Source organism: Pseudomonas brassicacearum, from assembly GCF_918698105.1.
Lineage (GTDB): Bacteria > Pseudomonadota > Gammaproteobacteria > Pseudomonadales > Pseudomonadaceae > Aquipseudomonas > Aquipseudomonas brassicacearum_F.
The window spans coordinates 38,326-59,589 of the sequence record NZ_CAKKMI010000015.1 but is presented as its reverse complement, the minus strand read 5'-3'; the positions used below and the strand labels follow the sequence as shown (position 1 = coordinate 59,589).

The window sequence follows — 21,264 nt, the reverse complement described above, 5'->3', positions numbered from 1 at the left end:
TCACCTTGTGAAACCCAACCGACCCTATTATGTGGGAGCGAGCTTGCTCGCGATGAACGATGACGCGATCTCCCTGAAAAACCGCGGTGCCTGCATCGCGAGCAAGCTCGCTCCCACAGGGATTCGGTGCCCTGGAAAAAGCGCTCCCGCTCAAGCTTAGGCTTTATCTCGCCAATCGAACGACTGATTGCCAATCATGGTCCACACTTGGAACCTCATCAGCCGGAGTGTGTTCCATGTCTGACCGTTATATCGACTTTGCCAATTCGCCCATTGGCCGGCGCATGGTCGGGTCCCTCGGCCTGCCCTCGCCGGTGCGCCTGGAACGCTGGCAGGCCGGGCGCCTGCGGCCGATCGAAGGCGCACTGCTGCTGGGCGGCGGGCCATTGACCGAACAGATCGGCACGTTTGCCAAGCGCCTGACCGACACCATTTTCATCTACGGCGGCGAGCCGACCCTGGCCACCGAGTGGATCCCCGGCCATGGTCCGAAAATCAAGGCGGTGGTGTACGACGCCAGCCATTTGGTGCAGGCCGACCAGCTCAAGCAGTTGCGCGAATTTTTCCAGCCGCTGATGAAAAACCTCGACCACAGCGCCCATGTCGTCATCCTGGGCCGCGCGCCGGAAAGTCTTGCCGACCCGTTCGCCGCCAGTGCCCAGCGCGCGCTGGAGGGTTTCAGCCGTTCCCTGGCCAAAGAGTTGCGCCACGGCGGGACGCTGCAATTGCTGTACGTCGGCGACGGCGCCGAAGCCCAGTTGGAAGGTGCGCTGCGGTTTTTCCTGTCGCCCAAGAGTGCCTTCATCTCCGGGCAGGTCATTCGCCTCAACGCCTGTGACACCCAGGTCCAGGACTGGACCCGACCGCTCACGGGGCTCAAGGCGCTGGTCACTGGCGCCGCCCGCGGGATCGGCGCCTCCATCGCCGAAACCCTGGCCCGCGATGGCGCCGACGTGATCCTGCTGGACGTCCCACAAGCCAAGACCGACCTCGATGCCCTGGCGGCACGCTTGAGCGGACGCAGCGTCACGCTGGATATCTGCGCCGAAGACGCCGCCGCCCAGTTGATCGAGCACCTGCCCGATGGCGTCGACATCGTGGTCCACAACGCCGGCATCACGCGGGACAAGACCCTCGCCAACATGACCCCGGAATTCTGGGACGCGGTGCTGGCCGTCAACCTCAATGCCCCGCAAGTGCTGACCAAGGCCCTGCTCGACAGTGACACCTTGCGCGACAATGGCCGGGTGATTCTGCTGGCGTCCATCAGCGGCATTGCCGGCAACCGCGGGCAAACCAACTATGCGGCGAGCAAGGCCGGGTTGATCGGCCTGGCCCAGGCCTGGGCACCGCTGGTGCAGCCACGCGGCATCAGCATCAACGCCGTGGCGCCAGGCTTCATTGAAACCCGCATGACTGCCGAGATCCCCTTCGCCTTGCGCGAAGCCGGGCGGCGCATGAGTTCCCTGGGCCAGGGCGGCCTGCCCCAGGATGTCGCCGAAGCCGTGGCCTGGCTCGCACAACCGGGCACGGGTGCCGTGACCGGTCAAGCCCTGCGGGTATGCGGGCAAAGCCTTCTGGGAGCGTGACCATGACAATCCAATGGCAGGAAGTCAGCAGCCCGCCCTCGATGTCCGGGCTTTACTCGAAAGCGGCGACACGGCGCAAGGTCACCGGAACGACCTTGCCCGAGGAAGGACTGCGTCAAGTGCTTCAGGTCGACCCGCAACGCCTGGCGGCCTATCGCAAAGTCTGCGGTTTCGTCGATAACGGATTGCTGCCGCCGACCTATCCCCACGTCTTGGCGTTTGCCCTGCAAATGCAATTGCTCACCGCGCGCAATTTTCCATTCCCGCTGCTGGGGCTGATCCACTTGAGCAACCGCATTCGTGTATTGCGGCCCATGGGCGGGGTCGGCCAGGTGCGGGCCAGCGTCAATGTCGAGAACCTGCAAGCCCACCCCAAGGGCGCGGTATTCGACCTGGTGACCCGCCTCGATGATCAGTTGGGGCCGCTATGGGAGGCCCAGAGCCAGATGCTGTGCAAAGGCGTCCAGATCGACGGCGCACTCCTGGAGGACTCACCGCAGCCCAACCTGCCATTGGTCGAAGTCGCGCGCTGGACCGCAGCGGCGGACATCGGTCGGCAATACGCCAAGGTATCCGGCGACTACAACCCGATTCACCTGAGCGGTATCAGCGCCCGGCTGTTCGGCTTCCCCACCGCCATCGCCCATGGCCTGTGGAACAAGGCCCGGACCCTGGCGGCGCTGGATGACCACCTGCCCGAGGCCAATATCGAGATCGATGTGACCTTCAAGAAACCGGTGCGCCTGCCCAGTGAGGTGATACTGCTGTCGAGCGCCGCGGGGTCCAGTGGGCAATTGCAATTGATGGGGGCTGGGGGTTTGGAGCATATGGTTGGAGCGTGGCGGCCGGTAGCCTGAGAAGGTCGATGGTGTTCACCGTAAATCCCTGTGGGAGCGGGCTTGCTCGCGAAAGCGGTGGGTCAGTCTGCATCAATGTTGACTGTTCGGCCGTCTTCGCGAGCAAGCTCGCTCCCACAGTTTGTTCCGGGGTGTTCACAGAACAGGTGTCCGCCACAAAATCCCTGTGGGAGCGAGCTTGCTCGCGATGGCGGAGGGTCAGCATGCATCCTTCTTGAATGCACTGCGATCAACGCGGCGGGTAGTTGGACAGAATCCGTCCCACCGTCTCACGCACGGCCGTGTTGCGGTCAGTCGGATTGGGGGAGTTGCTGAGCAGTTGCTCGTCACTGCCACGCCACACCAGCTTGCCGTCCTTGCCATCGAGCAGGTCAATCTGCACGGTGGCGACCTTGTAGCTGATGTTGCGGGTTTCGTTGTACATCGGCCCGCCCCAATAGCCATTCCATGGGCCGCCCCAACCGCCGCCGTAGTTGGTGGTGACCTGCTGCTGGCGATCCTCGACGATCAGATAGGCCTGGACCAGCACATCGCCGTGCCCACTCGCCGCCGGGCGCAGGCCGCGTTGATCGAGTTGATCGGCCACCGCCTGGCGGATCCGCTGTTCGGTCAGGTCGCTCTTGATGCGTGGGTCATCGGGGCGATATTGCAGCGCCGGGTCTTTCCAGCTCCAGCTGCGATAGGCCGCAAAATCGCGGCTGGTGTCGAAGTCATGATTGACCTGGTTAGAGGCACAGGCGCCCAACAACAGGGTGAAGGCCAGTAGAGCAAGACGGCGAAACATGGTTTTTCTCCGTTGCGTAATCAACTTGGTGGGTACGCCGACATGGCTTTTTCCACCGCTGCACGAATGGCATCGGTGCGCTCGCTTTGACTGCCCCGCTGGCCGGTCTCGGCGCTGGCGCTCCACACCGGTTGCCCCGTGCGGGCATCGAACAGATCTATGCGCACCACCACGACCTGCTCCTGATACGTGCGCACCATCGGCACCGGGTGGTACATGCCATAACCCGGACCATAGCGGTCATAACGGTTATAGCCGCCGTAGTAGCCGGCATCATAGTCATCACGGACCTGGCGCACGCGGGTTTCCAGACGCAGGTCGGCGCTGACGAACAGGTCGGCGGGCCGGTTGTCATGCAGCGGGCGCAGGCCACGCTGGTCCAGGGCATTGCTCACCGCTTCGGCCACCTGGGCCGAATCCGCCCAGGCAGTGCCCGGTGGCAGACGCCCGTCGCGCCAGGCCCAACTGCGGTAGCGCCCGTAGTCACGGGGCGGCGCAGGGTAAGCGCTGCGGTCGAACACCGTGGCGGCCGCGGGCGGTGCCGGCGGCAACGGATTGGACGTGGCGACATAGGGGTTGCTGCCCTGGCAAGCCGCCAGTCCCAGGCACAGCATCAACAACCCTGAACGACCTTTCATTTCGCACTCCGGTCACACTGGACGGCAGATCCAGTGCAGATAACGTCCCAACCCGGCAAACGCCGGATGGCGACGGTGGGCCAGTTCCATTTCCAGCAACTGCGCAAGCTCAACGCGGCCCTGGAACTCCACCGGCATATAGTCATGAAAAACCCGCACGCCACTCTGGTTTTCGACCTGCCACAGGCCTTCAAGTTGCGCCGCCAATTCTCGTGGATCAAGGGGTTGTTGCGGCGTCAGGCTCTGTTTTTCGCCGGCCATATCGTTTTTGCGCAACTTGCGAAAATGCCCTTTGAGCAGGTTGCGATAAACCAGCGCGTCGCGGTTGTAGAACGCCAGGGACAGCCAACCGCCAGGGACCGTGAGTTGATGCAGCACCGGCAGGATCGCGTGCGGCTCGGCCAGCCATTCCAGCACCGCGTGACACAGCACCAGGTCGTAAGGCTCGGTGAGCTGGCCGAGCAGATCCTGCCACGGCGCCTGGATGAACGTGGCGCTCTGGCCCGCCTCGGCAAAACGCTGGCGGGCGCCTTCGAGCATGGGCTCGGCCGGCTCGGCCAGGGTCACTTGATGGCCGCGCTCGGCCAGCCACAACGACATGTGGCCCAGGCCGGCGCCGATGTCCAGCACGCGCAACGGACGCTGTGGCAAGGTTTCCAGCAGATCGGCCTGAAGCACCGCCAGGCGGATCGCGCCCTTGGCCCCACCATAGATTTTTTCCGCAAAACGCGTGGCGAGCTGATCGAAATGACGGTCGCTCATTGGCCGAACCGCCGTTCGCTGTCGGCCAGCTTGCTGCGCACCACGGCATCCATGTCCAGGCCCAGCTCGCTGCAAAGCAGCAACAGGTACAACACGATGTCACCGACCTCCTGCCCGGCGTGGGCCAGTTTGTCCGCCGGCAACTGGCGCGACTGGTCCTCGGTCAGCCACTGGAAAATCTCCACCAGTTCGGCCATTTCCACGCTGGCGGCCATGGCGAGGTTTTTCGGGCTGTGGAATTGCCGCCAATCGTTACGGTCACGAATGGCATGCAGGCGTTCGGTCAGTTCAACAAGGTTCATCGGGTTCTCCTGAATGCGCATAGCTTCAGGGGGATGACCGGGGAAGGCAAGAGTCTCGGTGCGAAGCGACGGTTTGCCCCATAATCGAACCAACTCGGCCGCCACAGCTCCTACAATCAGGAGCCAACGGCTCAGCTCAACCCCCCTCCCATCAGGATGCACATATGCAGGTAGAAAGCTTTTTCGAATGGCTCGGCCAGGCGCTCGGTTCGGTGATCCGTTTCATCGTCGACCTGCTCAGCGGCTTGTTCAACACCCTGGCCAACGCGGGCGGCAACTTCGTTGATGGGCTGTCGCGCACCCTGGGCATGGACACCTCGATCATCAGCATCATCGCGCTGATCCTCGGGCTGATGCTGCTGTACTCGGCGATCCGCGCGTTCATGCGGGCCTCGATCGTCATGGGCATCATCTGGCTGGTGCTGGGGTTGTGGTTGTTGAGTTGGATCATTCACTAGTCTAGCCATCGCTCCAGCCCCACAGGGCCCGCGCCGGACACGGCACCTGTGGCGAGGGAGCTTGCTCCCGCTGGACTGCGCAGCAGGCCCCAAAAAAACAGGGCCGCTACGCGCTGAAGCGCCAGCCCGGCCCGGCCCAGCGGGAGCAAGCGCCATCGCCACAATGAGTCCAAGCGCCCCCTGGAGAACGATCAGACAATAACCCGCTACAATCGCGCTCCATCAAGGAGCCCGCATGTCCAACCTGACCACCGACTGGCGCGACCGCCTTACCCATCGCCGGGTCTGGGCGCTGGCTGCGCCGATGATTCTCTCGAACATTTCCGTACCGCTGGTGGCCTTGGTGGACAGCACCGTCATCGGCCATTTGCCCCATGCTCATCAGCTCGGCGCGGTGGCGGTCGGGGCGAGTTTGTATACGGTGCTGGCGTGGGCCATGGGCTTCTTGCGCATGGGCACCACCGGGTTCGCTGCCCAGGCCGCCGGACGTCGTGACGGGGCGGCGTTGCGGCAAGTGTTGGTGCAAGGACTGCTGTTGGCGTTGGGGTTGGCGGTGCTGCTCGGCGCCGTCGGCGTGCCGTTGAGCGACGCGGCGTTGCACTTCATGCAGCCGTCCGCCGAGCTCAACCAGTTGACCCGTGACTTCTTCCACACCCGGCTCTTCGGCTTGCCGGCGGCGCTGGCCAGCTATGCGCTGGTAGGCTGGTTCCTCGGTACCCAGAATGCCCGGGCCCCGCTGGCGATCCTGCTGGTGACCAACCTGGTCAACATCGCCCTGAACCTGTGGTTCGTGATCGGCCTGGACTGGGGCGTGACTGGCTCGGCCCGGGCGTCGGTCATTGCCGAGTGGACCGGCGCGCTGGTCGGCCTGGCCCTGGCCCGCAACACACTGCGCGCCTGGCCCGGGCAGATCGCCTGGGCCGCCCTGGGCCTGTGGCAGAGTTGGCGCCCGCTGCTGGCGGTGAACCGGGACATTTTCATCCGCAGCCTGGCGCTGCAAGCGGTGTTTTTCCTGATCACCGTGCAAGGCGCACGCCTGGGGGATGCGACCGTGGCGGCCAATGCCCTGCTGCTCAATGGCCTGCTGCTGACAGCCCATGCCCTGGACGGCCTGGCCCATGCCGTCGAAGCGCTGTGCGGCCATGCCATTGGCGCCCGCGACCGCCTGGCCCTGCGCCGCTCGCTGGTGGTGGCGTGCGGCTGGTCGTTGATTGCAAGCCTGGGCTTTGCATTGCTGTTCCTGCTCGCCGGCCACCTGTTCATCGACATGCAGACCGACATTCCCGACGTGCGCGCCACCGCTTATCTCTACCTGCCGTACCTGGCGGCCCTGCCACTGATCGCCGTCTGGAGTTACTTGCTCGACGGGCTGTTCATCGGTGCCACCCGTGCCCGGGAAATGCGCAACGGCATGCTGCTGACCCTGCTGCTGGTGCTGCCCATTGCCTGGGCGCTGCAAGGGTTGGGCAACCATGGGCTGTGGATCACCTTCCTGCTGTTCATGGCCTTGCGCAGCCTGACCCTCGGTGCTTTCGCCTGGCACTTGCAGCGCAGCGACCGCTGGCTCGGCGCATCAGCCCGCTAACGTTCAATCCTGGCGGCCCTGCCAGCGTCGGCGCAGATGCTCGAGCCGCTCGCGCTGTGAACCGCCCACCAGCCCAGACACTGGCCGGGCATCGGGGTATTGCAGGCGCAGCCACAGCCAGTCATCGAGCACCGTACGCTCGGTAAACCCCAGCGCCAGGCCCTGCTGCAGATCCTCCCAAAGCCTACGGTAATCACACCCGGTAGAACGGGACCATTGCCAGGCGTGGCGCTCCAGCAGGCATCGTTGCAACTGGCCCTGTTGTCGGGCACTGAGGCCGTGCTCCTTCTCCAGCGCCGCCCCTGAAAGCCCCGGGTTGGACAGTTGTTGCCAGCCCTGGCTGCCGATCGCCCGGTCGGCCCAGGTGCCACCAAACCAGCGCAACAAACTGATCGGGCCCAGCCAGCAACTGAGTTCCTGAGTGTCGCAACCGTCGAACAAATAGCTGGCGATGTGCGGGTTGTAGTAGCTCAACAAGGCCTTGTGATGCAGACCCACGGTCACCGTCAACATGCGTCGCAGATGCGCCAGCAATTGCGCAGCGGGCGATGGACTGACCATCAACAACCCCGGCCAGGAACGTGGGTCCAGGTGACAAAGGCTCACCAGCGCAGGCGAATGACGCAGCTCCACCAACAGCGGGCCGTGCTCTCGCAGCCCATGCAGCTCGGTGTTTTCAAACAAGGCAAAGCACCGGGCCTCGGCGAACTGCGCGTGCACCCGCCGCGCAGCGTCAGGCGCACTTGGTACATCGAGCAGCAGCCATTGCGGCGTTGATCCAGACAGGGTTGCGGCTTTCATCGAGCTACGCCCGCGCTGCGCCCCATGAGCATACGGCACGTGCATAGTGGCTGGGCGCAGGGGTTGAAGGGCCCGCCTTCGGGCAACAAGCACAACAAGACCAGCGGTTCGGCGTCCCGGATTGCAGACAACAGGATCGGATCGGCAACCGACGGCCCATGTGTTTCGCCTGTGGCCGACTCATTCATAACCTCTGCCGAGTCAGGCACGTCCAGAAATGCGCTGATCAATGGCCGGTCCGGATCGCCCTCGATAAAGCTCACCAGCACCTCGGTGCCGTCACTCAAGGTACCCGCCCCACCCGTGTCCAGCTCGGGTGCCAAAGGCAGCCAGCAATGACTGGGCCTGGAACCCTCGCCTTGGTAGACCCAGTCAAACTGCACCGCCACGCGCCCCGTGCCCAGCTCCGACGGCTCGTCCACCGCCACGACCCAGCCGCGTTGCCGGCTCACCATGCGCGGCTTTACCGGCACCTCGTCCGGCACGAACAGCACGCCCCGGGGAATGGCCTGGAAATGATTGCCGTACACCCCCGCCTGGGCGCGGTGCTCGACCTTCGTCAACAGCCAGCGCCGATTCCAGCCGGCAAACGGATGGGCCTTGAGCGTCAGCACCTGGCCACCGTGCAGGTTCATCAAGTCGCTGCGGCCCTGGGCGACCTGCTCCCCCGCCACATCGGTTCGTACGCTGAAGGACCGTACCGCGGCAACCGGGCCGTCGTCCGCGTAGACCGCTTTACCGGCGGGGGGAAAACTGTGCGGATTATCAGCGAACACCAGGCAATGCCCGTCCCGGGTGTGTTCAAAATGAAAGTGAATACCCGCCTGGGCGCATATGCGCTGCAGGAACTGCAGGTCCGACTCTCGATACTGGGTACAGAAATCCTGCAGCGGATAATCGCCACTCAAATCCAGGCACAGGCCGCGGCCACTGATGCCATGGGCCTTGAGCACCTGGCGAATGATCTGCGGCACCGAACGGGCGCTAAAGACCCGCTGGCTGAAACGCTGCGCCAGACAGGCCAGTTTCGGCCCGATACGCACCCGGCAGCCGGCGCCATGACGGTGTTGGACCAACTCATGAAGCTGCCCATGAATGCCCCGGCCTGGGCTCCCGAAACTCAACCAGACGCTGCGGTACAACAGGCCCGCCAGGTCCAGGTTCGCGTTGCGCAACAACAGCTGCGCTTCATAGATGAAGGGTTCGCTGATCGCTTCGCTACCCGTGAAGGCCACGACGTCAACAGGCTCGGGCAGACCGGCTATCTCCAGACGAAAGGCTGGCTCGCTGGCTGGATCGGACATCGGCGTTTCTCTACAGGAGGGGCGGTCGGGGATTCTCGCCGAGAGCCATGGCCGAGTAGAGGGGCCAAGTACAAGTTAGGAAAGGGACTACACGAAATAAGGACATCGCCGGTTAAATGCACCGCGTTACGGAAATAGCAACCGACGCAAATAAAAATGCCCTCAGAGACTATCTGAAACCACCCGCAGCATACGGTGTGTTTTCTGACAGCCCGGGAGGGCAATGCCGAGCAATTAAATAAACCTGTGGCGAGGGCGCTTGCTCCCGCCACAGGGGCTCAATCAGGAAGACAGGTAGGACGAACGCGTCAGCCCCAGGCGCAAGGCATCAAGGAACTGGGTACGTTCGGCGGCACTGATACGGGCGCTGGCGCACTTGTCGCGGTAGTGAGTCATCAACTCCTCCGGCGACAAGTGCACGTAGCGCAGCATGTCTTCGATGGTGTCGTGGGTTTCAATACCGGCGTGGTACACGCTGCCATCGGCGTTCTGGTAGATGTTCACCGAATCGGTGTCACCGAACAGGTTGTGCATGTCACCGAGGATTTCCTGATAGGCGCCCACCAGAAAGATGCCCAGCAGGTAGTCTTCGCCCGGGTTGAGGGCGTGAACCGGCAGGCTGGTCTCGATGCTCTGCTCGTCAACGTACTGCTTGATCTTGCCGTCGGAGTCGCAGGTCAGGTCTTGCAGCACGGCACGGCGCAGCGGCTCTTCGTCCAGGCGATGCAGTGGCAGGATCGGCAGCACCTGGCCGATGGCCCAGGTGTCCGGCAGGCTCTGGAACACCGAGAAGTTGCAGATGTATTTGTCGGCCAACTTGTCGTTGAGTTCATCCAACACCTGGCGGTGCGAGCGCTGGCGCGCCTTCAACGAGTTGTGCAGGCGACGGCATACGGCGAAGTAGCACTGCTCGGCCAAGGCTTTTTCGGCCAGGGTCAGCTTGCCGTCGGCGTACTGGGCGGCCACGTCGCTCATGTAGTGGGTGGCGCGCCAGTAGGTCTCGGTGACCATCTCGATATCGGTCGGGCCGAGCAGGTCAACCAGCCATTGCACGGTTTCCGGCAGTTCCTGCTTGTTGTCGATCACCGGCACGTCGTCGTGGTGTTTTTCGACGTCGGTCACCTGCACCACCAGCATCGCGTGGTGGGCGGTCAGGGAGCGGCCGCTTTCGGAGAAGATGTGCGGATGCGGCAAGCTCTGGGCATCGCAGAACTCCTTGAGCATGCCGACCACGACACCGGCGTAATCGTCCATGTCGTAGTTGATCGAGCTGGCATTGCGCGAGTGCGTACCGTCGTAGTCCACGCCCAGGCCACCGCCGACGTCGATGTGATCCACCGGCAGGCCGAGATTGCGCAGTTCACCGTAGTAACGGATCGCTTCCTTGAAGCCGTGCTGGTAGTCCGCCAGGTTGGCGATCTGCGAGCCCATATGAAAGTGCAGCAGGCGAATGCCCTGGTCCAGGCCGGCAGCGCGGAAGCGCTCGACCACCGACAGCAGTTGCGCGGCCGACAAGCCGAACTTGGACTTCTCGCCACCGGTATCGGCCCACTTGCTCGACGCCAGGGACGACAGGCGCACACGCAAGCCGACCTGCGGCTTGACCTTGAGCGTTGCGGCCTCTTCGATCACCAGGCCGACTTCGGACTCTTTCTCGATGACGATGAAGACGTTGTGGCCGAGCTTCTGGCCCATCAACGCCAGGCGGATGAATTCGCGGTCCTTGTAGCCGTTGCAGACAATGGTCCCGCCCTTTGGCGCCAGGGCCAGCACCGCCAGCAGCTCCGGCTTGGAACCGGCTTCCAGGCCGATGGAGACGTTCTGGGTGGCGATGATGTTCTCGATCACCGCTTCCTGCTGGTTGACCTTGATCGGATAGAGTGCGGTGTACTGGCTCTGGTATTCCAGGCGCGCGATGTTGCTGTCGAACGCGCCGGTGAGCTGGCGCACACGGTCTTGCAGGATGTCGGGGAAGCGCACCAGCAAGGGCAGCGACAGGCCGCTCTGGCGCAACTGGTCGACTTGCTCGAACAGGTCGATGGGCGAGCTGTCGGGACCGTTCGGACGGACTTCGACGCGACCGGCTTCATTGATCGCGAAATACCCGGCCCCCCAATGGCGAATCCCGTAAACACTGCGGCTGTCCGCAACTGTCCATTGGCTGCCATCGTCTTTGCGTGTGCGTCGTACGGACATCGAAGTCCCCTATAAAGAAGTCAAAATGCACCATCCGGTCGGAGGCTGGGGCAGTCTAGAGAGTGAAAATGACGAATTGCCTGTTAGCAAGGTAGACCCTGCTCCCAGCGATGAGTTTAGAAACCCGTTCAGAACAGGCTCTGTGAAAACCATGCGGGCGACCTCGAACGTGGGGTTCGGGTCAAGCCGAGGGTGGTTTTCACAGAGACTGCTAGCCGCCTGATTTCTTGGCCTTGAAGCCGTGCTTGACCAGTTCCGCCAGCAGCAGCTCGACGTGATCGCCCTGGATCTCGATGATGCCGTCTTTCAACGCACCACCGGTGCCACAGCGTTTCTTCAACGTAGTGGCCAGTTCCTTGAGCGCGTCTTCGGCCAACGGCACGCCGGTGATCGTGGTCACCGTCTTGCCGCCGCGACCTTTGCTTTCACGGCGCACGCGCGCAATGCCGTCACCTTCCGGGATGGCGGTCTGTTTGCAGATGCAGGCATCCACCGGCTGACGGCAATCAGGACAATGACGACCGGCGTCGGTAGAAAATACCAGGCCGCCCAGGGCGGCGAAGGATGCGGCTTTTTTGGCCACCGGCAATCCTCTTGGGAGGACAAAGACTGGTCGAGGACAGCACGTGCCTCGACCGCGAAACCCCACTCAGGCAGGGGCAGCGCTACTGGACCGCAGACACGGTTCAGCTTGAAAAGTCGCGCAGTGTAACGGCAAAAAGCCGACTTGCTAAGGGCCAATCAGCGCCAATTTATAGCTTCTTTGCGACGCTGCCACCATGGACCCGCAAATAGCGTTCAAGCGCCGCCAGAGAGTCCGGGCAGTAAGGTTTGCGCTGGATTTCATCGAGCACCTGCCCAAGGGGCAGGAAACGCGCTTCGAGGACTTCTTCGGGTTGCAGGACCAACGGGCCGTCCCACACCGCCGAGAACGCCGAGCACCACAAGCGAATGCCAGGATCTTCGAAATAAAAATGGTCATGGGCGGTCAGTTCCACGCCGCTCACGCCCAGCTCCTCCGCCAGCTCACGGGCCGCCGATTCGGCGTAGGTCTCATCGGCCTGCACCATGCCGCCCGCCGCCACATCCCAGAACCCGGGGTAGATGGCCTTGCTCAGGGTGCGCCGATGAACACACAGCTCACCGGACGAATTGAACAGCATGATGTAGGTGCCGCGTCCGATCAGGCCACGCTCACGCAGCTCTGAACGCACCAGGCTGCCGAGCAGGTTGTCGTGCTCATCGACCCATGCGATCAGTTCGGCATCCGAGGCCACTCGATGAGCGACCTCCCAGGGGCTTTCGCTCATGAATCAGCCCTGGTTCAGCAGTTGCCGCAAATCGATGACCGCTGCGTTGGCCCGGGAAATGTAGTTGGCCATGACCAGCGAGTGGTTCGCCAATACACCGAAGCCGCTGCCGTTGAGGATCATCGGGCTCCAGACCGGCTCCTGGGACGCCTCCAGCTCACGAATGATCTGCCGCACACTGACCGTGGCATTCTTTTTCGCCAGCACATCGGCGAAGTCCACTTCGATGGCGCGCAGCAGGTGCGACAACGCCCACGCCTGGCCACGGGCCTCATAGAACACGTTATCGATTTGCATCCACGGCGTCTCGACCACCTCCTCATCCACCTGCGGCACCTGGCCCGGGGCCGGGACTTCGGTTTTCAGCGAGGTGTTGAGCTTGACCCGGCCAACGCTGGCCGACAGGCGCTGGGACAACGAACCCAGGCGAGTGCCGACATCCCCCAGCCAGTTGTTCAAGTTGTCGGCGCGGGCGTAGAACAGTGCGCTTTTCTGGCTCGGGTCGGACAGGCGCGCCTGATAGCGGCTCAGGGAATTGATGCCTTCCTGGTACTCAGACTCGCTGGAGGGCAGCACCCAACTGCGGTTGTCGAAATTGAAGCGCGGCTCGGCCTTGGCCAGGTCGGCGTCCTCGGCGGACTGCGACTGGGAACGGGCGAAGTCCTTGCGCAGGGCGCGGCTCAGGTCGCGGACCTGCACCAGCACGCCGTATTCCCAGCTCGGCATGTTGTCCATCCACAGGCCAGGCGGGAAACGGTCGTTGGAGATGTAGCCACCCGGCTTGCTCAGCAGGGTCCCGGCCACTGTCTTGAGCGTTTCGACCGTGGTGTAGCCCACCACCATCTGCCGGCCATCTTTCTCGGCCGCGGCCTGGGCGTTCTGCTGCACAGGGAACAGCGCGGGTTCCTGGCTCCAATACCAGCCGACGGCAATGGTCACCAGCAGGTAAAGACCGATCAGCGTGGCCAGTGCGCGGCTGAAGAAAAGTCCACCCAGGTAGCTGCGGGTGGCCGATTTCGGCTCGGCGGCACGTTCAGGCGCGCTGCCCGCGCGGTTTTTCCAGTCCAGCATGGCGATATCCCTTCAATCACTTGAGTTCTCGGTTCGACCACAACCCTACGCCATCGTGCCTGATTTGAAACGCGATAATGCGGCGCCAATCATGCCGGGCGCGACAGGGCAATCGAACAGCACTATAAAGGAAGCGTTGCCATCGGCCTACGAGACTGCTCAGTCACAAACTGAATTTCGCGACTGGACAGAATATTGACGTATGACACTCATGCGAAGGAAAAGAGGTGCTAGCATAGAGCCACCAGTCGATCTCAGCATGCACCCTAACTAGTAGTCAGGATATGACCGAGCCAGAAGACCCCAGCCGTGAGCGCCTCAAGCACCACTTTGCCCAGCGGGTAATTCATCAGGCTCGTCAGATCCTGGAGATTTGGCAGCGCCTGCAACGCAGTGAGTGGACAAGCACCGACCTGTCGGAGCTCAGCGAAGCCAATCTGCGCCTGCTGCGCTTTGCCGAGCGCTTCGAACAACCCGAGCACTCCCAGCTGGCCCACGGCATCAGCCAGTCGCTGCAAGCGGTGGACGCCAATCGCGGGCGCCTGAGCAGCCACCTGATCACCGAAATCAACCGCCTGATGCAGCGCTTGTCTCGTACCGGCCTGCGCCATGGCGACCAGCTCGAACAAACCTTCCTGCCGCCGCTGCGCAAACCCATCTACGTGTTGCTGCAGGACCATGACCGCGCCGAGCGCCTGGCCAAGCAGTTGGAGTTCTTCGGCCTCAGCGCCCAGGCGCTGGACAGTGTCGCGGCGTTCCGCGCCTCGATGGTCGAGCGCCTGCCGGCGGCGATTGTCATGGATGTGGATTTCAGCGGCCCCGGCGCCGGCCTGAAACTGGCCGCCGAAGCCCAGGAAGGCCTGGAGCAGCCGCTGCCGCTGTTGTTTTTCAGCTTGATGGAAACCGACACGCCGACACGCCTGGCCGCGGTGCGCGCCGGTGGGCAGGAATTTCTCACCGGCACCCTCGAAGCCTCAAGCCTGCTGGAAAAGATCGAAGTGCTGACCTGCGTCGCCCAGTACGATCCGTACAAAGTGCTGATCATCGATGATTCCCGCGCCCAGGCCATGCACACCGAGCGCCTGCTCAACAGCGCCGGCATCATTACCCGAACACTGATCGAGCCGATCCAGGCCATGGCCGAGCTGGCGGACTTCCAGCCCGACCTGATCATCCTCGACATGTACATGCCGGCCTGCACCGGTACGGAACTGGCCAAGGTGATCCGCCACAACGACCGCTACGTCAGCGTGCCGATCATCTACCTGTCCGCCGAAGACGACCTGGACAAGCAACTCGACGCCATGAGCGAAGGTGGCGACGACTTCCTGACCAAACCGATCAAGCCCCGGCACCTGATCACCACGGTGCGCAACCGTGCGGCCCGGGCGCGCAACCTCAAGGCGCGGATGGTGCGCGACAGCCTCACGGGCCTGTACAACCACACCCATATCCTGCAACTGCTCGAGGACTGCAGCTTCCGCGCTCGTCGCGAAGGCAAGCCCCTGAGCTTCGCCATGCTCGACATCGACCATTTCAAACGGGTCAATGACAGCCACGGCCACCCCATGGGCGACCGCGTGATCAAGAGCCTGGCGCTGTTTCTCAAGCAGCGCCTGCGCAAGACCGACTTCATCGGCCGTTACGGCGGCGAAGAGTTCGCCATCGTCATGCCCGACACCGACATCGACGCCGCCTGCAAGGTGCTGGATGAAATTCGCCAGCGCTTTGCCGAAATCCACTACCCGGCCCAGCCCCACGATTTGTGGTGCACCTTCAGCGCCGGCGTGGTGGAAATGAGCGATGACTTCGACAGCCTGATGATGGCCAGCCAGGCAGACGAAGCGCTGTACCGCGCCAAGCACGCCGGGCGCAACCGGGTACAGAGCGCTCGCCAATCAAAGCAAAGTGCCACTTTTTCATCGGAATCGACTGATTCGGTCATAAACCTGTAACGCAAGCGCAATAAATTCAGGCACTTACGATTCTGCCCCTGGTAGACCTTTAATGCGCCTGAAGCTGCTGACCAATCTCAACACCCTTCTTCTCGTTGCCGTGTGCCTGGGCCTTGGAGCCACGCTATGGTGGTCGCAGATCGCCCTGGAACGGCCCTACTTGTTGATGGAGCGCTACCTGGGCCTGTCGCGGCAGTTCCAGGGCGAAGTGGCGCGCAACATCGAGGATTACCTGGCCAGCGGCGATGCCTTACGCCTGAGTGCTGCCACCCAGGCCCTGGAGACCCTGCAAAAAGACCTCGATCAGTTCCCCCCGGCACTGGCCAAGCCCCTGCGCCCGAGCCTGTCGAACCTCGACGGCTTCAGCAAGACCGATCTGCTGGCCGCCGGCAAACTGGCCGGCGATCCGCAGGCCTTGCTGCTGCAGGCCGAGCGTGAACTGAGTGCCAGCCTCGACCAATTGGCCCAATACGCCAACAGCGCCCCGGCCTACTTGCCCGCGTTGTTTGCTGCTTCGCAGCACCTGGGCCGGCTGTCCCTCACACGGGACAAACTGGTCAGCAGCGGCCGCAGCGAATTGGCCGCCGACGTCGAGCGGGAACTGGCGAGCATCCGCGTCGAGGCCGAGCGCCTCGACAGCCTGCCGCTACTGGGCGTCACCAGCAGCAGCGAATCAGGCAGCGATGATTTCGCCGCGCTGATGGGTTTGCAAACCCAGGAAAAAACCGCCGCCGAAGATGCCGGCATCGCCCTCAAGCGCGAACTCAACAGCCTGCTCGGCCGTTACCCGGCAGAATTGACCCGCACCCGTGAACTGATCCAGAAACGCAGCGAACTGAGCAGCGCCACGCACCTGAAAATCGCCGATGTGCAACAGGCGATCGATGCCATGGAGCCGGCGGTACGGGCCCAACATGGGCAAATCCAGGGAGAGGTTCGCTTGATCCAGGGGGTGATGATTGGCTTGATCCTGCTGATCGCGCTGCTCATCGACACCCTGCAGCGACGCCTGGCCCGTACCTTGACGCACCTGGCGCCAGCCCTGTCGACCTGGGCCGAGGGCGACTTCAGCCGTGATATCCACGTGGGCGCCAGCAACCGCGAATTGCAAGACATCGAGGCTTCGCTCAATCGCCTGCGCGCTTACCTGGTGGATCTGGTGGGCACCATTCGAGTAAACGCCGAACAGGTCGCCGGCAGCAGCCGAACCCTGGCCGAACTGAGCGGCGAGCTGCACAGTGGCGCCGAGCATCAGGCCGGCGACACCGCGCTGATCCGCGACTCCCTCAGCGAACTGGAGGCGACGATCCAACAAGTGGCCGGCGATGCCAGCCAGGCCGCAGACGCCAGCCGCAGCGCCGGGCATGCGGTGGAGCAAGGGCAGAAAGTCATCGGCCTGAGCCTCGCAGGCCTGCATGCGCTGGTGGGGGAAGTGCAAGGCAACGCGCAGATGATCGAACAACTGGCCGAGGAATCGGCCACCATCGGCAGCGTGTTGACGGTGATTCGCTCGATTGCCGACCAGACCAACCTGCTGGCCCTCAACGCGGCCATCGAAGCGGCCCGCGCCGGGGAAATGGGCCGGGGCTTCGCGGTGGTGGCCGAGGAAGTCCGCTCCCTGGCCCAACGCACGGCCGGTGCCACCGCCGAAATCCAGACGCTGATCGCCCGCTTGCAACAGGCCGCGCGCCAGTCGGTGGACGGCATGCGCGCCCAGGTCGAACACGCCGAAGCCACCGCCAACCAGGCGCAAGCAGCCGACGGCGCGCTGGATGAAATTGTCGGCGCCATCCAGACCATCTCCGACACCGCGGTTCGCATCGCCGACGTCACCGCCCAGCAAAGCGGCGCCGTCAGTGAAATCCGCGATCACAGCGAGCGGATTCATCAGTTGGGTGGGGACAACCTGCTGCGCATCGGCCAGGGCCGGGAACAAGGCGATAACCTGCTGGTGCTGGGTGGGCGGTTGCACACCGCAGTACAGGCGTTTCGGGTTTAACGCCAAAGACTGTATGAATCACCGTGGCGAGGGAGCTTGCTCCCGCTCGGCTGCGCAGCAGTCGTAAACCTGCTCACTGTTTTTTCCGATGCGCCGCGCTGAATGACCTTGGCGCTGCTGGGCAGCCCCGATGGGGTTTGTCGCATGGAGCAGGCTACGGATTTTTCAACGGTCATCTTCATGCTAGGCTCCCGCCCCCTCAAGAAATTGCAAAAGGAGCATGCAATGAGGGTACCTGCGTCGCCACCCGATGTTTCTGTCGAAGAAAATATGGCAGTGGCATTTCATAAGAAAAATGTTCTGAAAGCTGGATCGGCTTTTATCTACTCTTGGTTTTATACCCAAGTCAGAAATCGTGGCCCTTGGGACTACAAGAAACTATCCGCCGAATATGAAGCCTTTGGAAATTTCAACTACGGTGCCACGAGAACCGCAGCAGGCTTCAGTGAAGACGTTCTTTTACGGGCTGCAGGCCTGGCTCAAAGTCGAGCAGGAACAACCACGGCGGAGTTCGGTACATGGTGGGGGCAAGCCCCGTTCGGCGACGATCCGGCAGATCAACGATGGATCAAGGAGGGGATAAAATATGCCAAATTCAGAAACTACTAAAAAGCCCGCCTATCTCGCTGTCTTGTGTGTTTTGCTTGCCCTCGCGCTGGCTTACGTCAGTTGGCTATGCTTCTTCCCTCAGAATATGCCCCAACTGACAGAGATCGTCTTACGAAAACCTTTGCCCCACGATGCATTTATCTATGGCGTAAAGGATGAGCGTGGTGGAGCGACGGTTCCTTTCAGTTATCGCTACTACGTCTATCGGACTCTGGCAGCCGACAGTGACATCCTTTCCGAATTGAAAACCGCGACGCCGTTTCTTGTCACCCGTGATGACTCAATAACTGTCGACATTCAGGAGTCGACGATTACGGTGTCAGTTGATAAGGAAGTCTATGCCTACCATAGCAACACCCTCTATCGACATGCCGATGGTGTCGGCTACACACCCGTGAATATCTATTTGCGTTCAAGTCCAACAGATTGAATGGAGGCGCGAGCTTGCTCGCGATAGCGCTAGGTCAGCTTGCGTCGATGTTGAATGTGCTGCTGCCTTCGCGAGCAAGCCCGCTCCCACAAGGTTCAGTACAGGCTTTGCGACTGCAGATGACCGGATCCAGAGGAACGGTCACAAATTTCGCGCAAACATCGGTCATTGTGCTGGCTATTGCAGAGAACTGGACAGTCACAAAGGCTTTGCGGCATAGTCGCCAGGTTCTGATACCTGCTCACAGATAACAAGGAACAGCAGATGGCGACCCTTTTGGTCCTGCACGGACCCAACCTGAACCTGCTGGGCACCCGCGAGCCGGGCGTCTACGGCGCCGTGACACTGGCGCAGATCAACCAGGACCTGGAGCAGCGGGCCCGCAACGCCGGCCATCATTTGCTCTATCTGCAAAGCAACGCCGAATATGAATTGATCGACCGTATCCATGCCGCACGTGGCGAAGGCGTGGACTTCATTTTGATCAATCCAGCAGCTTTTACACACACAAGCGTCGCATTACGTGACGCGCTGCTGGCGGTGAGCATCCCATTCATCGAAGTGCATTTGTCCAACGTGCACAAACGCGAACCTTTCCGCCATCACTCCTACTTCTCCGATGTAGCAGTGGGAGTGATCTGCGGCCTTGGCGCCAGCGGTTACCGACTGGCCCTGGAGGCCGCCCTAGAGCAGCTTGAAAGACAGGCAACAGCTTGAACAACAAGCGTTAAACGCCCCTGACCGACCCTTGGGAGTTGATGATTCATGGATATCCGTAAAGTTAAGAAATTGATCGAATTGCTGGAAGAGTCCGGCATCGACGAGCTTGAGATCAAGGAAGGCGAAGAGTCCGTACGCATCAGCCGCCACAGCAAGACCCCGGCCCAGCAGTTCTATGCACCGGCACCGATGCATGCTCCAGCCGCCGCGCCTGCTCCAGCAGCAGCGCCGGTTGCCGCAGCAGGACCAGCCGCACCGGTTGCGCCAGCGCTCAACGGCACTGTCGCGCGTTCGCCAATGGTGGGCACGTTCTATCGCAAGTCTTCGCCATCCTCGCCGTCCTTCGTTGAAGTCGGCCAGACCGTGAAGAAAGGCGACACCCTGTGCATCGTCGAAGCCATGAAGATGATGAACCACATCGAAGCTGAAACCAGCGGTGTGATCGAGTCCATCCTCGTCGAAGACGGCCAGCCGGTTGAGTACGACCAACCGCTGTTCACCATCGTTTGAACCGCGGAGAGCCTTTGATGACTGCGAAGTTGGAAAAAGTCCTGATCGCTAACCGCGGTGAGATCGCCCTGCGGATTCTGCGCGCCTGCAAAGAGATGGGCATCAAGACCGTCGCCGTTTACTCCAAGGCCGACAAAGAACTGATGCACCTGGGCCTGGCGGACGAATCCGTCTGCATCGGTCCGGCGTCGGCTGCGCACTCCTACCTGCACATCCCGGCGATCATCGCCGCTGCCGAAGTGACCGGCGCCACCGCCATTCACCCTGGCTACGGCTTCCTGGCGGAAAACGCCGACTTCGCCGAACAGGTCGAAAATTCCGGTTTTGCCTTCATTGGCCCGAAAGCCGACACCATCCGCCTGATGGGCGACAAGGTCTCGGCCAAGCACGCCATGATCGCGGCCGGTGTACCGACCGTTCCGGGCTCCGACGGCCCGCTGCCTGAAGACGAAGAAACCGCTTTGCGCATCGGTCGCGAAGTCGGTTATCCGGTGATCATCAAGGCCGCTGGCGGCGGTGGTGGTCGCGGCATGCGCGTGGTACACAAGGAAGAAGACCTGATTTCCTCGGCGAAACTGACCCGCTCCGAAGCGGGCGCGGCGTTCGGCAACCCGATGGTCTACCTGGAAAAATTCCTGACCAACCCACGTCACGTCGAAGTCCAGGTGCTGTCCGACGGCCAGGGCCATGCGATTCATCTGGGCGACCGCGATTGCTCGCTGCAACGTCGTCACCAGAAGGTCCTCGAAGAAGCGCCGGCACCGGGCATCGACGAGCAGGCTCGCGAGGAAGTCCTGGCGCGTTGCGTCAAGGCCTGCATCGACATCGGCTATCGCGGCGCCGGTACCTTCGAGTTCCTGTACGAGAACGGTCGTTTCTACTTCATCGAAATGAACACCCGTGTTCAGGTGGAGCACCCGGTTTCGGAAATGGTCACCGGTATCGACATCGTCAAGGAGATGCTCAGCATCGCCGCCGGCAACAAGCTGTCGTTTACCCAGGATGACGTGGTCATCCGCGGTCACTCGCTGGAATGCCGGATCAACGCCGAAGATCCGAAAACCTTCATGCCAAGCCCAGGCACGGTCAAGCATTTCCATGCCCCGGGCGGCAATGGCGTTCGCGTCGATTCGCACCTGTACAGCGGTTATGCCGTTCCGCCGAACTACGATTCGTTGATCGGCAAGCTGATCACCTACGGGGCGACCCGTGACGAAGCCATGGCGCGCATGCGCAATGCGCTGGACGAAATCGTGGTCGACGGGATCAAGACCAACATCCCGCTGCACCGCGACCTCGTGCGTGACGAAGGCTTCTGCAAAGGCGGCGTCAACATCCATTACCTGGAACACAAGCTGGGCAACCAGCACTGATATTCCCTGGG

21 protein-coding genes are annotated in these 21,264 nt (G+C 62.2%); 11 read left to right on the top strand and 10 right to left on the bottom strand.

Going from position 1 to position 21,264, the window contains the following annotated elements; translation table 11 throughout:
• Nucleotides 1–236: 236 nt before the first annotated feature.
• Nucleotides 237–1,589, top strand: coding sequence for a 3-oxoacyl-ACP reductase (locus LQ215_RS08430; protein ID WP_230148788.1), 1,353 nt, complete (start codon nucleotides 237–239; stop codon nucleotides 1,587–1,589).
• Between the two features lie 2 nt (nucleotides 1,590–1,591).
• Nucleotides 1,592–2,446, top strand: a complete 855-nt coding sequence (locus tag LQ215_RS08425; protein ID WP_230148786.1) for a MaoC family dehydratase — start codon at nucleotides 1,592–1,594, stop codon at nucleotides 2,444–2,446.
• A gap of 229 nt (nucleotides 2,447–2,675) precedes the next feature.
• Here the strand turns inward: LQ215_RS08425 and LQ215_RS08420 are convergent, their stop codons facing one another.
• Genes LQ215_RS08420 through LQ215_RS08405 form a run of 4 tightly spaced genes read right to left on the bottom strand, consistent with a single transcriptional unit; the run spans nucleotide 2,676 to nucleotide 4,932 of the window.
• Nucleotides 2,676–3,230: a DUF4136 domain-containing protein gene (locus LQ215_RS08420; RefSeq protein ID WP_058543883.1), complete on the bottom strand. Its 555-nt coding sequence runs from the start codon at nucleotides 3,228–3,230 to the stop codon at nucleotides 2,676–2,678.
• 20 nt (nucleotides 3,231–3,250) lie between these two features.
• On the bottom strand, nucleotides 3,251–3,868 hold the full coding sequence (locus LQ215_RS08415) for a DUF4136 domain-containing protein (protein WP_230148784.1): 618 nt from the start codon (nucleotides 3,866–3,868) through the stop codon (nucleotides 3,251–3,253).
• A 12-nt stretch (nucleotides 3,869–3,880) separates the two neighbouring features.
• Nucleotides 3,881–4,630, bottom strand: a complete 750-nt coding sequence (locus LQ215_RS08410) for a methyltransferase (protein WP_230148782.1) — start codon at nucleotides 4,628–4,630, stop codon at nucleotides 3,881–3,883.
• Nucleotides 4,627–4,932 (bottom strand): MazG-like family protein, encoded by a 306-nt coding sequence (locus LQ215_RS08405; RefSeq protein ID WP_003186192.1) that lies wholly within the window; start codon nucleotides 4,930–4,932, stop codon nucleotides 4,627–4,629. The genes LQ215_RS08410 and LQ215_RS08405 overlap by 4 nt, the downstream gene beginning before the upstream one ends.
• 164 nt (nucleotides 4,933–5,096) lie before the next feature.
• Between LQ215_RS08405 and LQ215_RS08400 the strand changes: the two genes are divergently transcribed.
• Together LQ215_RS08400 and LQ215_RS08395 are read left to right on the top strand one after the other, a co-directional pair.
• The gene (locus LQ215_RS08400) at nucleotides 5,097–5,390 is read left to right on the top strand and encodes a hypothetical protein (RefSeq protein WP_003197447.1); all 294 of its coding nucleotides are present in this window, start codon (nucleotides 5,097–5,099) and stop codon (nucleotides 5,388–5,390) included.
• A 235-nt stretch (nucleotides 5,391–5,625) separates the two neighbouring features.
• Nucleotides 5,626–6,975, top strand: a complete 1,350-nt coding sequence (locus LQ215_RS08395) for an MATE family efflux transporter (RefSeq protein ID WP_230148780.1) — start codon at nucleotides 5,626–5,628, stop codon at nucleotides 6,973–6,975.
• 3 nt (nucleotides 6,976–6,978) lie between these two features.
• Here the strand turns inward: LQ215_RS08395 and LQ215_RS08390 are convergent, their stop codons facing one another.
• From LQ215_RS08390 to LQ215_RS08365, 6 genes are all read right to left on the bottom strand, one after another.
• Nucleotides 6,979–7,776: a DUF4123 domain-containing protein gene (locus tag LQ215_RS08390; protein WP_230148778.1), complete on the bottom strand. Its 798-nt coding sequence runs from the start codon at nucleotides 7,774–7,776 to the stop codon at nucleotides 6,979–6,981.
• Nucleotides 7,773–9,080 (bottom strand): type VI secretion system Vgr family protein, encoded by a 1,308-nt coding sequence (locus tag LQ215_RS08385; protein WP_230148776.1) that lies wholly within the window; start codon nucleotides 9,078–9,080, stop codon nucleotides 7,773–7,775. The genes LQ215_RS08390 and LQ215_RS08385 overlap by 4 nt, the downstream gene beginning before the upstream one ends.
• Before the next feature lie 282 nt (nucleotides 9,081–9,362).
• Complete coding sequence (gene speA / locus LQ215_RS08380) at nucleotides 9,363–11,276, bottom strand: arginine decarboxylase (protein WP_230148774.1); 1,914 nt, start codon at nucleotides 11,274–11,276, stop codon at nucleotides 9,363–9,365.
• A 211-nt stretch (nucleotides 11,277–11,487) separates the two neighbouring features.
• Entirely contained in the window at nucleotides 11,488–11,859 is a 372-nt protein-coding gene (locus tag LQ215_RS08375; protein ID WP_058543875.1) for a translation initiation factor Sui1, read from the bottom strand.
• Nucleotides 11,860–12,028: 169 nt separating this feature from the next.
• Complete coding sequence (locus tag LQ215_RS08370; RefSeq protein ID WP_230148772.1) at nucleotides 12,029–12,586, bottom strand: NUDIX hydrolase; 558 nt, start codon at nucleotides 12,584–12,586, stop codon at nucleotides 12,029–12,031.
• 3 nt (nucleotides 12,587–12,589) lie between these two features.
• Nucleotides 12,590–13,657 carry a DUF2333 family protein gene (locus LQ215_RS08365; protein WP_230148770.1) on the bottom strand — a complete coding sequence of 356 codons (1,068 nt, stop codon included), beginning with the start codon at nucleotides 13,655–13,657 and terminating at the stop codon, nucleotides 12,590–12,592.
• A 284-nt stretch (nucleotides 13,658–13,941) separates the two neighbouring features.
• On the opposite strand from LQ215_RS08365, the gene LQ215_RS08360 reads away from it, so the two are divergent.
• From LQ215_RS08360 to accC, 7 genes are all read left to right on the top strand, one after another.
• Nucleotides 13,942–15,612 (top strand): response regulator, encoded by a 1,671-nt coding sequence (locus tag LQ215_RS08360; RefSeq protein WP_230148769.1) that lies wholly within the window; start codon nucleotides 13,942–13,944, stop codon nucleotides 15,610–15,612.
• A 52-nt stretch (nucleotides 15,613–15,664) separates the two neighbouring features.
• Complete coding sequence (locus tag LQ215_RS08355; protein ID WP_230148767.1) at nucleotides 15,665–17,611, top strand: methyl-accepting chemotaxis protein; 1,947 nt, start codon at nucleotides 15,665–15,667, stop codon at nucleotides 17,609–17,611.
• A gap of 102 nt (nucleotides 17,612–17,713) precedes the next feature.
• Nucleotides 17,714–18,220: a polymorphic toxin type 44 domain-containing protein gene (locus tag LQ215_RS08350; RefSeq protein ID WP_230148766.1), complete on the top strand. Its 507-nt coding sequence runs from the start codon at nucleotides 17,714–17,716 to the stop codon at nucleotides 18,218–18,220.
• Entirely contained in the window at nucleotides 18,198–18,650 is a 453-nt protein-coding gene (locus tag LQ215_RS08345; RefSeq protein WP_230148764.1) for a hypothetical protein, read from the top strand. Before LQ215_RS08350 ends, LQ215_RS08345 begins: the two co-directional genes overlap by 23 nt.
• A gap of 264 nt (nucleotides 18,651–18,914) precedes the next feature.
• Complete coding sequence (gene aroQ, locus LQ215_RS08340) at nucleotides 18,915–19,367, top strand: type II 3-dehydroquinate dehydratase (RefSeq protein WP_058543870.1); 453 nt, start codon at nucleotides 18,915–18,917, stop codon at nucleotides 19,365–19,367.
• Between the two features lie 48 nt (nucleotides 19,368–19,415).
• The gene (gene accB / locus LQ215_RS08335) at nucleotides 19,416–19,880 is read left to right on the top strand and encodes an acetyl-CoA carboxylase biotin carboxyl carrier protein (protein ID WP_230148762.1); all 465 of its coding nucleotides are present in this window, start codon (nucleotides 19,416–19,418) and stop codon (nucleotides 19,878–19,880) included.
• 17 nt (nucleotides 19,881–19,897) lie between these two features.
• The gene (gene accC, locus LQ215_RS08330; RefSeq protein ID WP_018605713.1) at nucleotides 19,898–21,253 is read left to right on the top strand and encodes an acetyl-CoA carboxylase biotin carboxylase subunit; all 1,356 of its coding nucleotides are present in this window, start codon (nucleotides 19,898–19,900) and stop codon (nucleotides 21,251–21,253) included.
• The last annotated feature ends 11 nt before the right edge of the window (nucleotides 21,254–21,264 follow it).

Excerpts from the sequence above, each read along its gene's own strand:
- LQ215_RS08430 (WP_230148788.1), top strand. The coding sequence starts at position 237 with ATGTCTGACCGTTATATCGACTTTGCCAATTCGCCCATTGGCCGGCGC.
- LQ215_RS08425 (WP_230148786.1), top strand. The coding sequence starts at position 1,592 with ATGACAATCCAATGGCAGGAAGTCAGCAGCCCGCCCTCGATGTCCGGG.
- LQ215_RS08420 (WP_058543883.1), bottom strand. The coding sequence starts at position 3,230 with ATGTTTCGCCGTCTTGCTCTACTGGCCTTCACCCTGTTGTTGGGCGCC.
- LQ215_RS08415 (WP_230148784.1), bottom strand. The coding sequence starts at position 3,868 with ATGAAAGGTCGTTCAGGGTTGTTGATGCTGTGCCTGGGACTGGCGGCT.
- LQ215_RS08410 (WP_230148782.1), bottom strand. The coding sequence starts at position 4,630 with ATGAGCGACCGTCATTTCGATCAGCTCGCCACGCGTTTTGCGGAAAAA.
- LQ215_RS08405 (WP_003186192.1), bottom strand. The coding sequence starts at position 4,932 with ATGAACCTTGTTGAACTGACCGAACGCCTGCATGCCATTCGTGACCGT.
- LQ215_RS08400 (WP_003197447.1), top strand. The coding sequence starts at position 5,097 with ATGCAGGTAGAAAGCTTTTTCGAATGGCTCGGCCAGGCGCTCGGTTCG.
- LQ215_RS08395 (WP_230148780.1), top strand. The coding sequence starts at position 5,626 with ATGTCCAACCTGACCACCGACTGGCGCGACCGCCTTACCCATCGCCGG.
- LQ215_RS08390 (WP_230148778.1), bottom strand. The coding sequence starts at position 7,776 with ATGAAAGCCGCAACCCTGTCTGGATCAACGCCGCAATGGCTGCTGCTC.
- LQ215_RS08385 (WP_230148776.1), bottom strand. The coding sequence starts at position 9,080 with ATGTCCGATCCAGCCAGCGAGCCAGCCTTTCGTCTGGAGATAGCCGGT.
- speA (WP_230148774.1), bottom strand. The coding sequence starts at position 11,276 with ATGTCCGTACGACGCACACGCAAAGACGATGGCAGCCAATGGACAGTT.
- LQ215_RS08370 (WP_230148772.1), bottom strand. The coding sequence starts at position 12,586 with ATGAGCGAAAGCCCCTGGGAGGTCGCTCATCGAGTGGCCTCGGATGCC.
- LQ215_RS08365 (WP_230148770.1), bottom strand. The coding sequence starts at position 13,657 with ATGCTGGACTGGAAAAACCGCGCGGGCAGCGCGCCTGAACGTGCCGCC.
- LQ215_RS08360 (WP_230148769.1), top strand. The coding sequence starts at position 13,942 with ATGACCGAGCCAGAAGACCCCAGCCGTGAGCGCCTCAAGCACCACTTT.
- LQ215_RS08355 (WP_230148767.1), top strand. The coding sequence starts at position 15,665 with ATGCGCCTGAAGCTGCTGACCAATCTCAACACCCTTCTTCTCGTTGCC.
- LQ215_RS08350 (WP_230148766.1), top strand. The coding sequence starts at position 17,714 with ATGACCTTGGCGCTGCTGGGCAGCCCCGATGGGGTTTGTCGCATGGAG.
- LQ215_RS08345 (WP_230148764.1), top strand. The coding sequence starts at position 18,198 with ATGCCAAATTCAGAAACTACTAAAAAGCCCGCCTATCTCGCTGTCTTG.
- aroQ (WP_058543870.1), top strand. The coding sequence starts at position 18,915 with ATGGCGACCCTTTTGGTCCTGCACGGACCCAACCTGAACCTGCTGGGC.
- accB (WP_230148762.1), top strand. The coding sequence starts at position 19,416 with ATGGATATCCGTAAAGTTAAGAAATTGATCGAATTGCTGGAAGAGTCC.
- accC (WP_018605713.1), top strand. The coding sequence starts at position 19,898 with ATGACTGCGAAGTTGGAAAAAGTCCTGATCGCTAACCGCGGTGAGATC.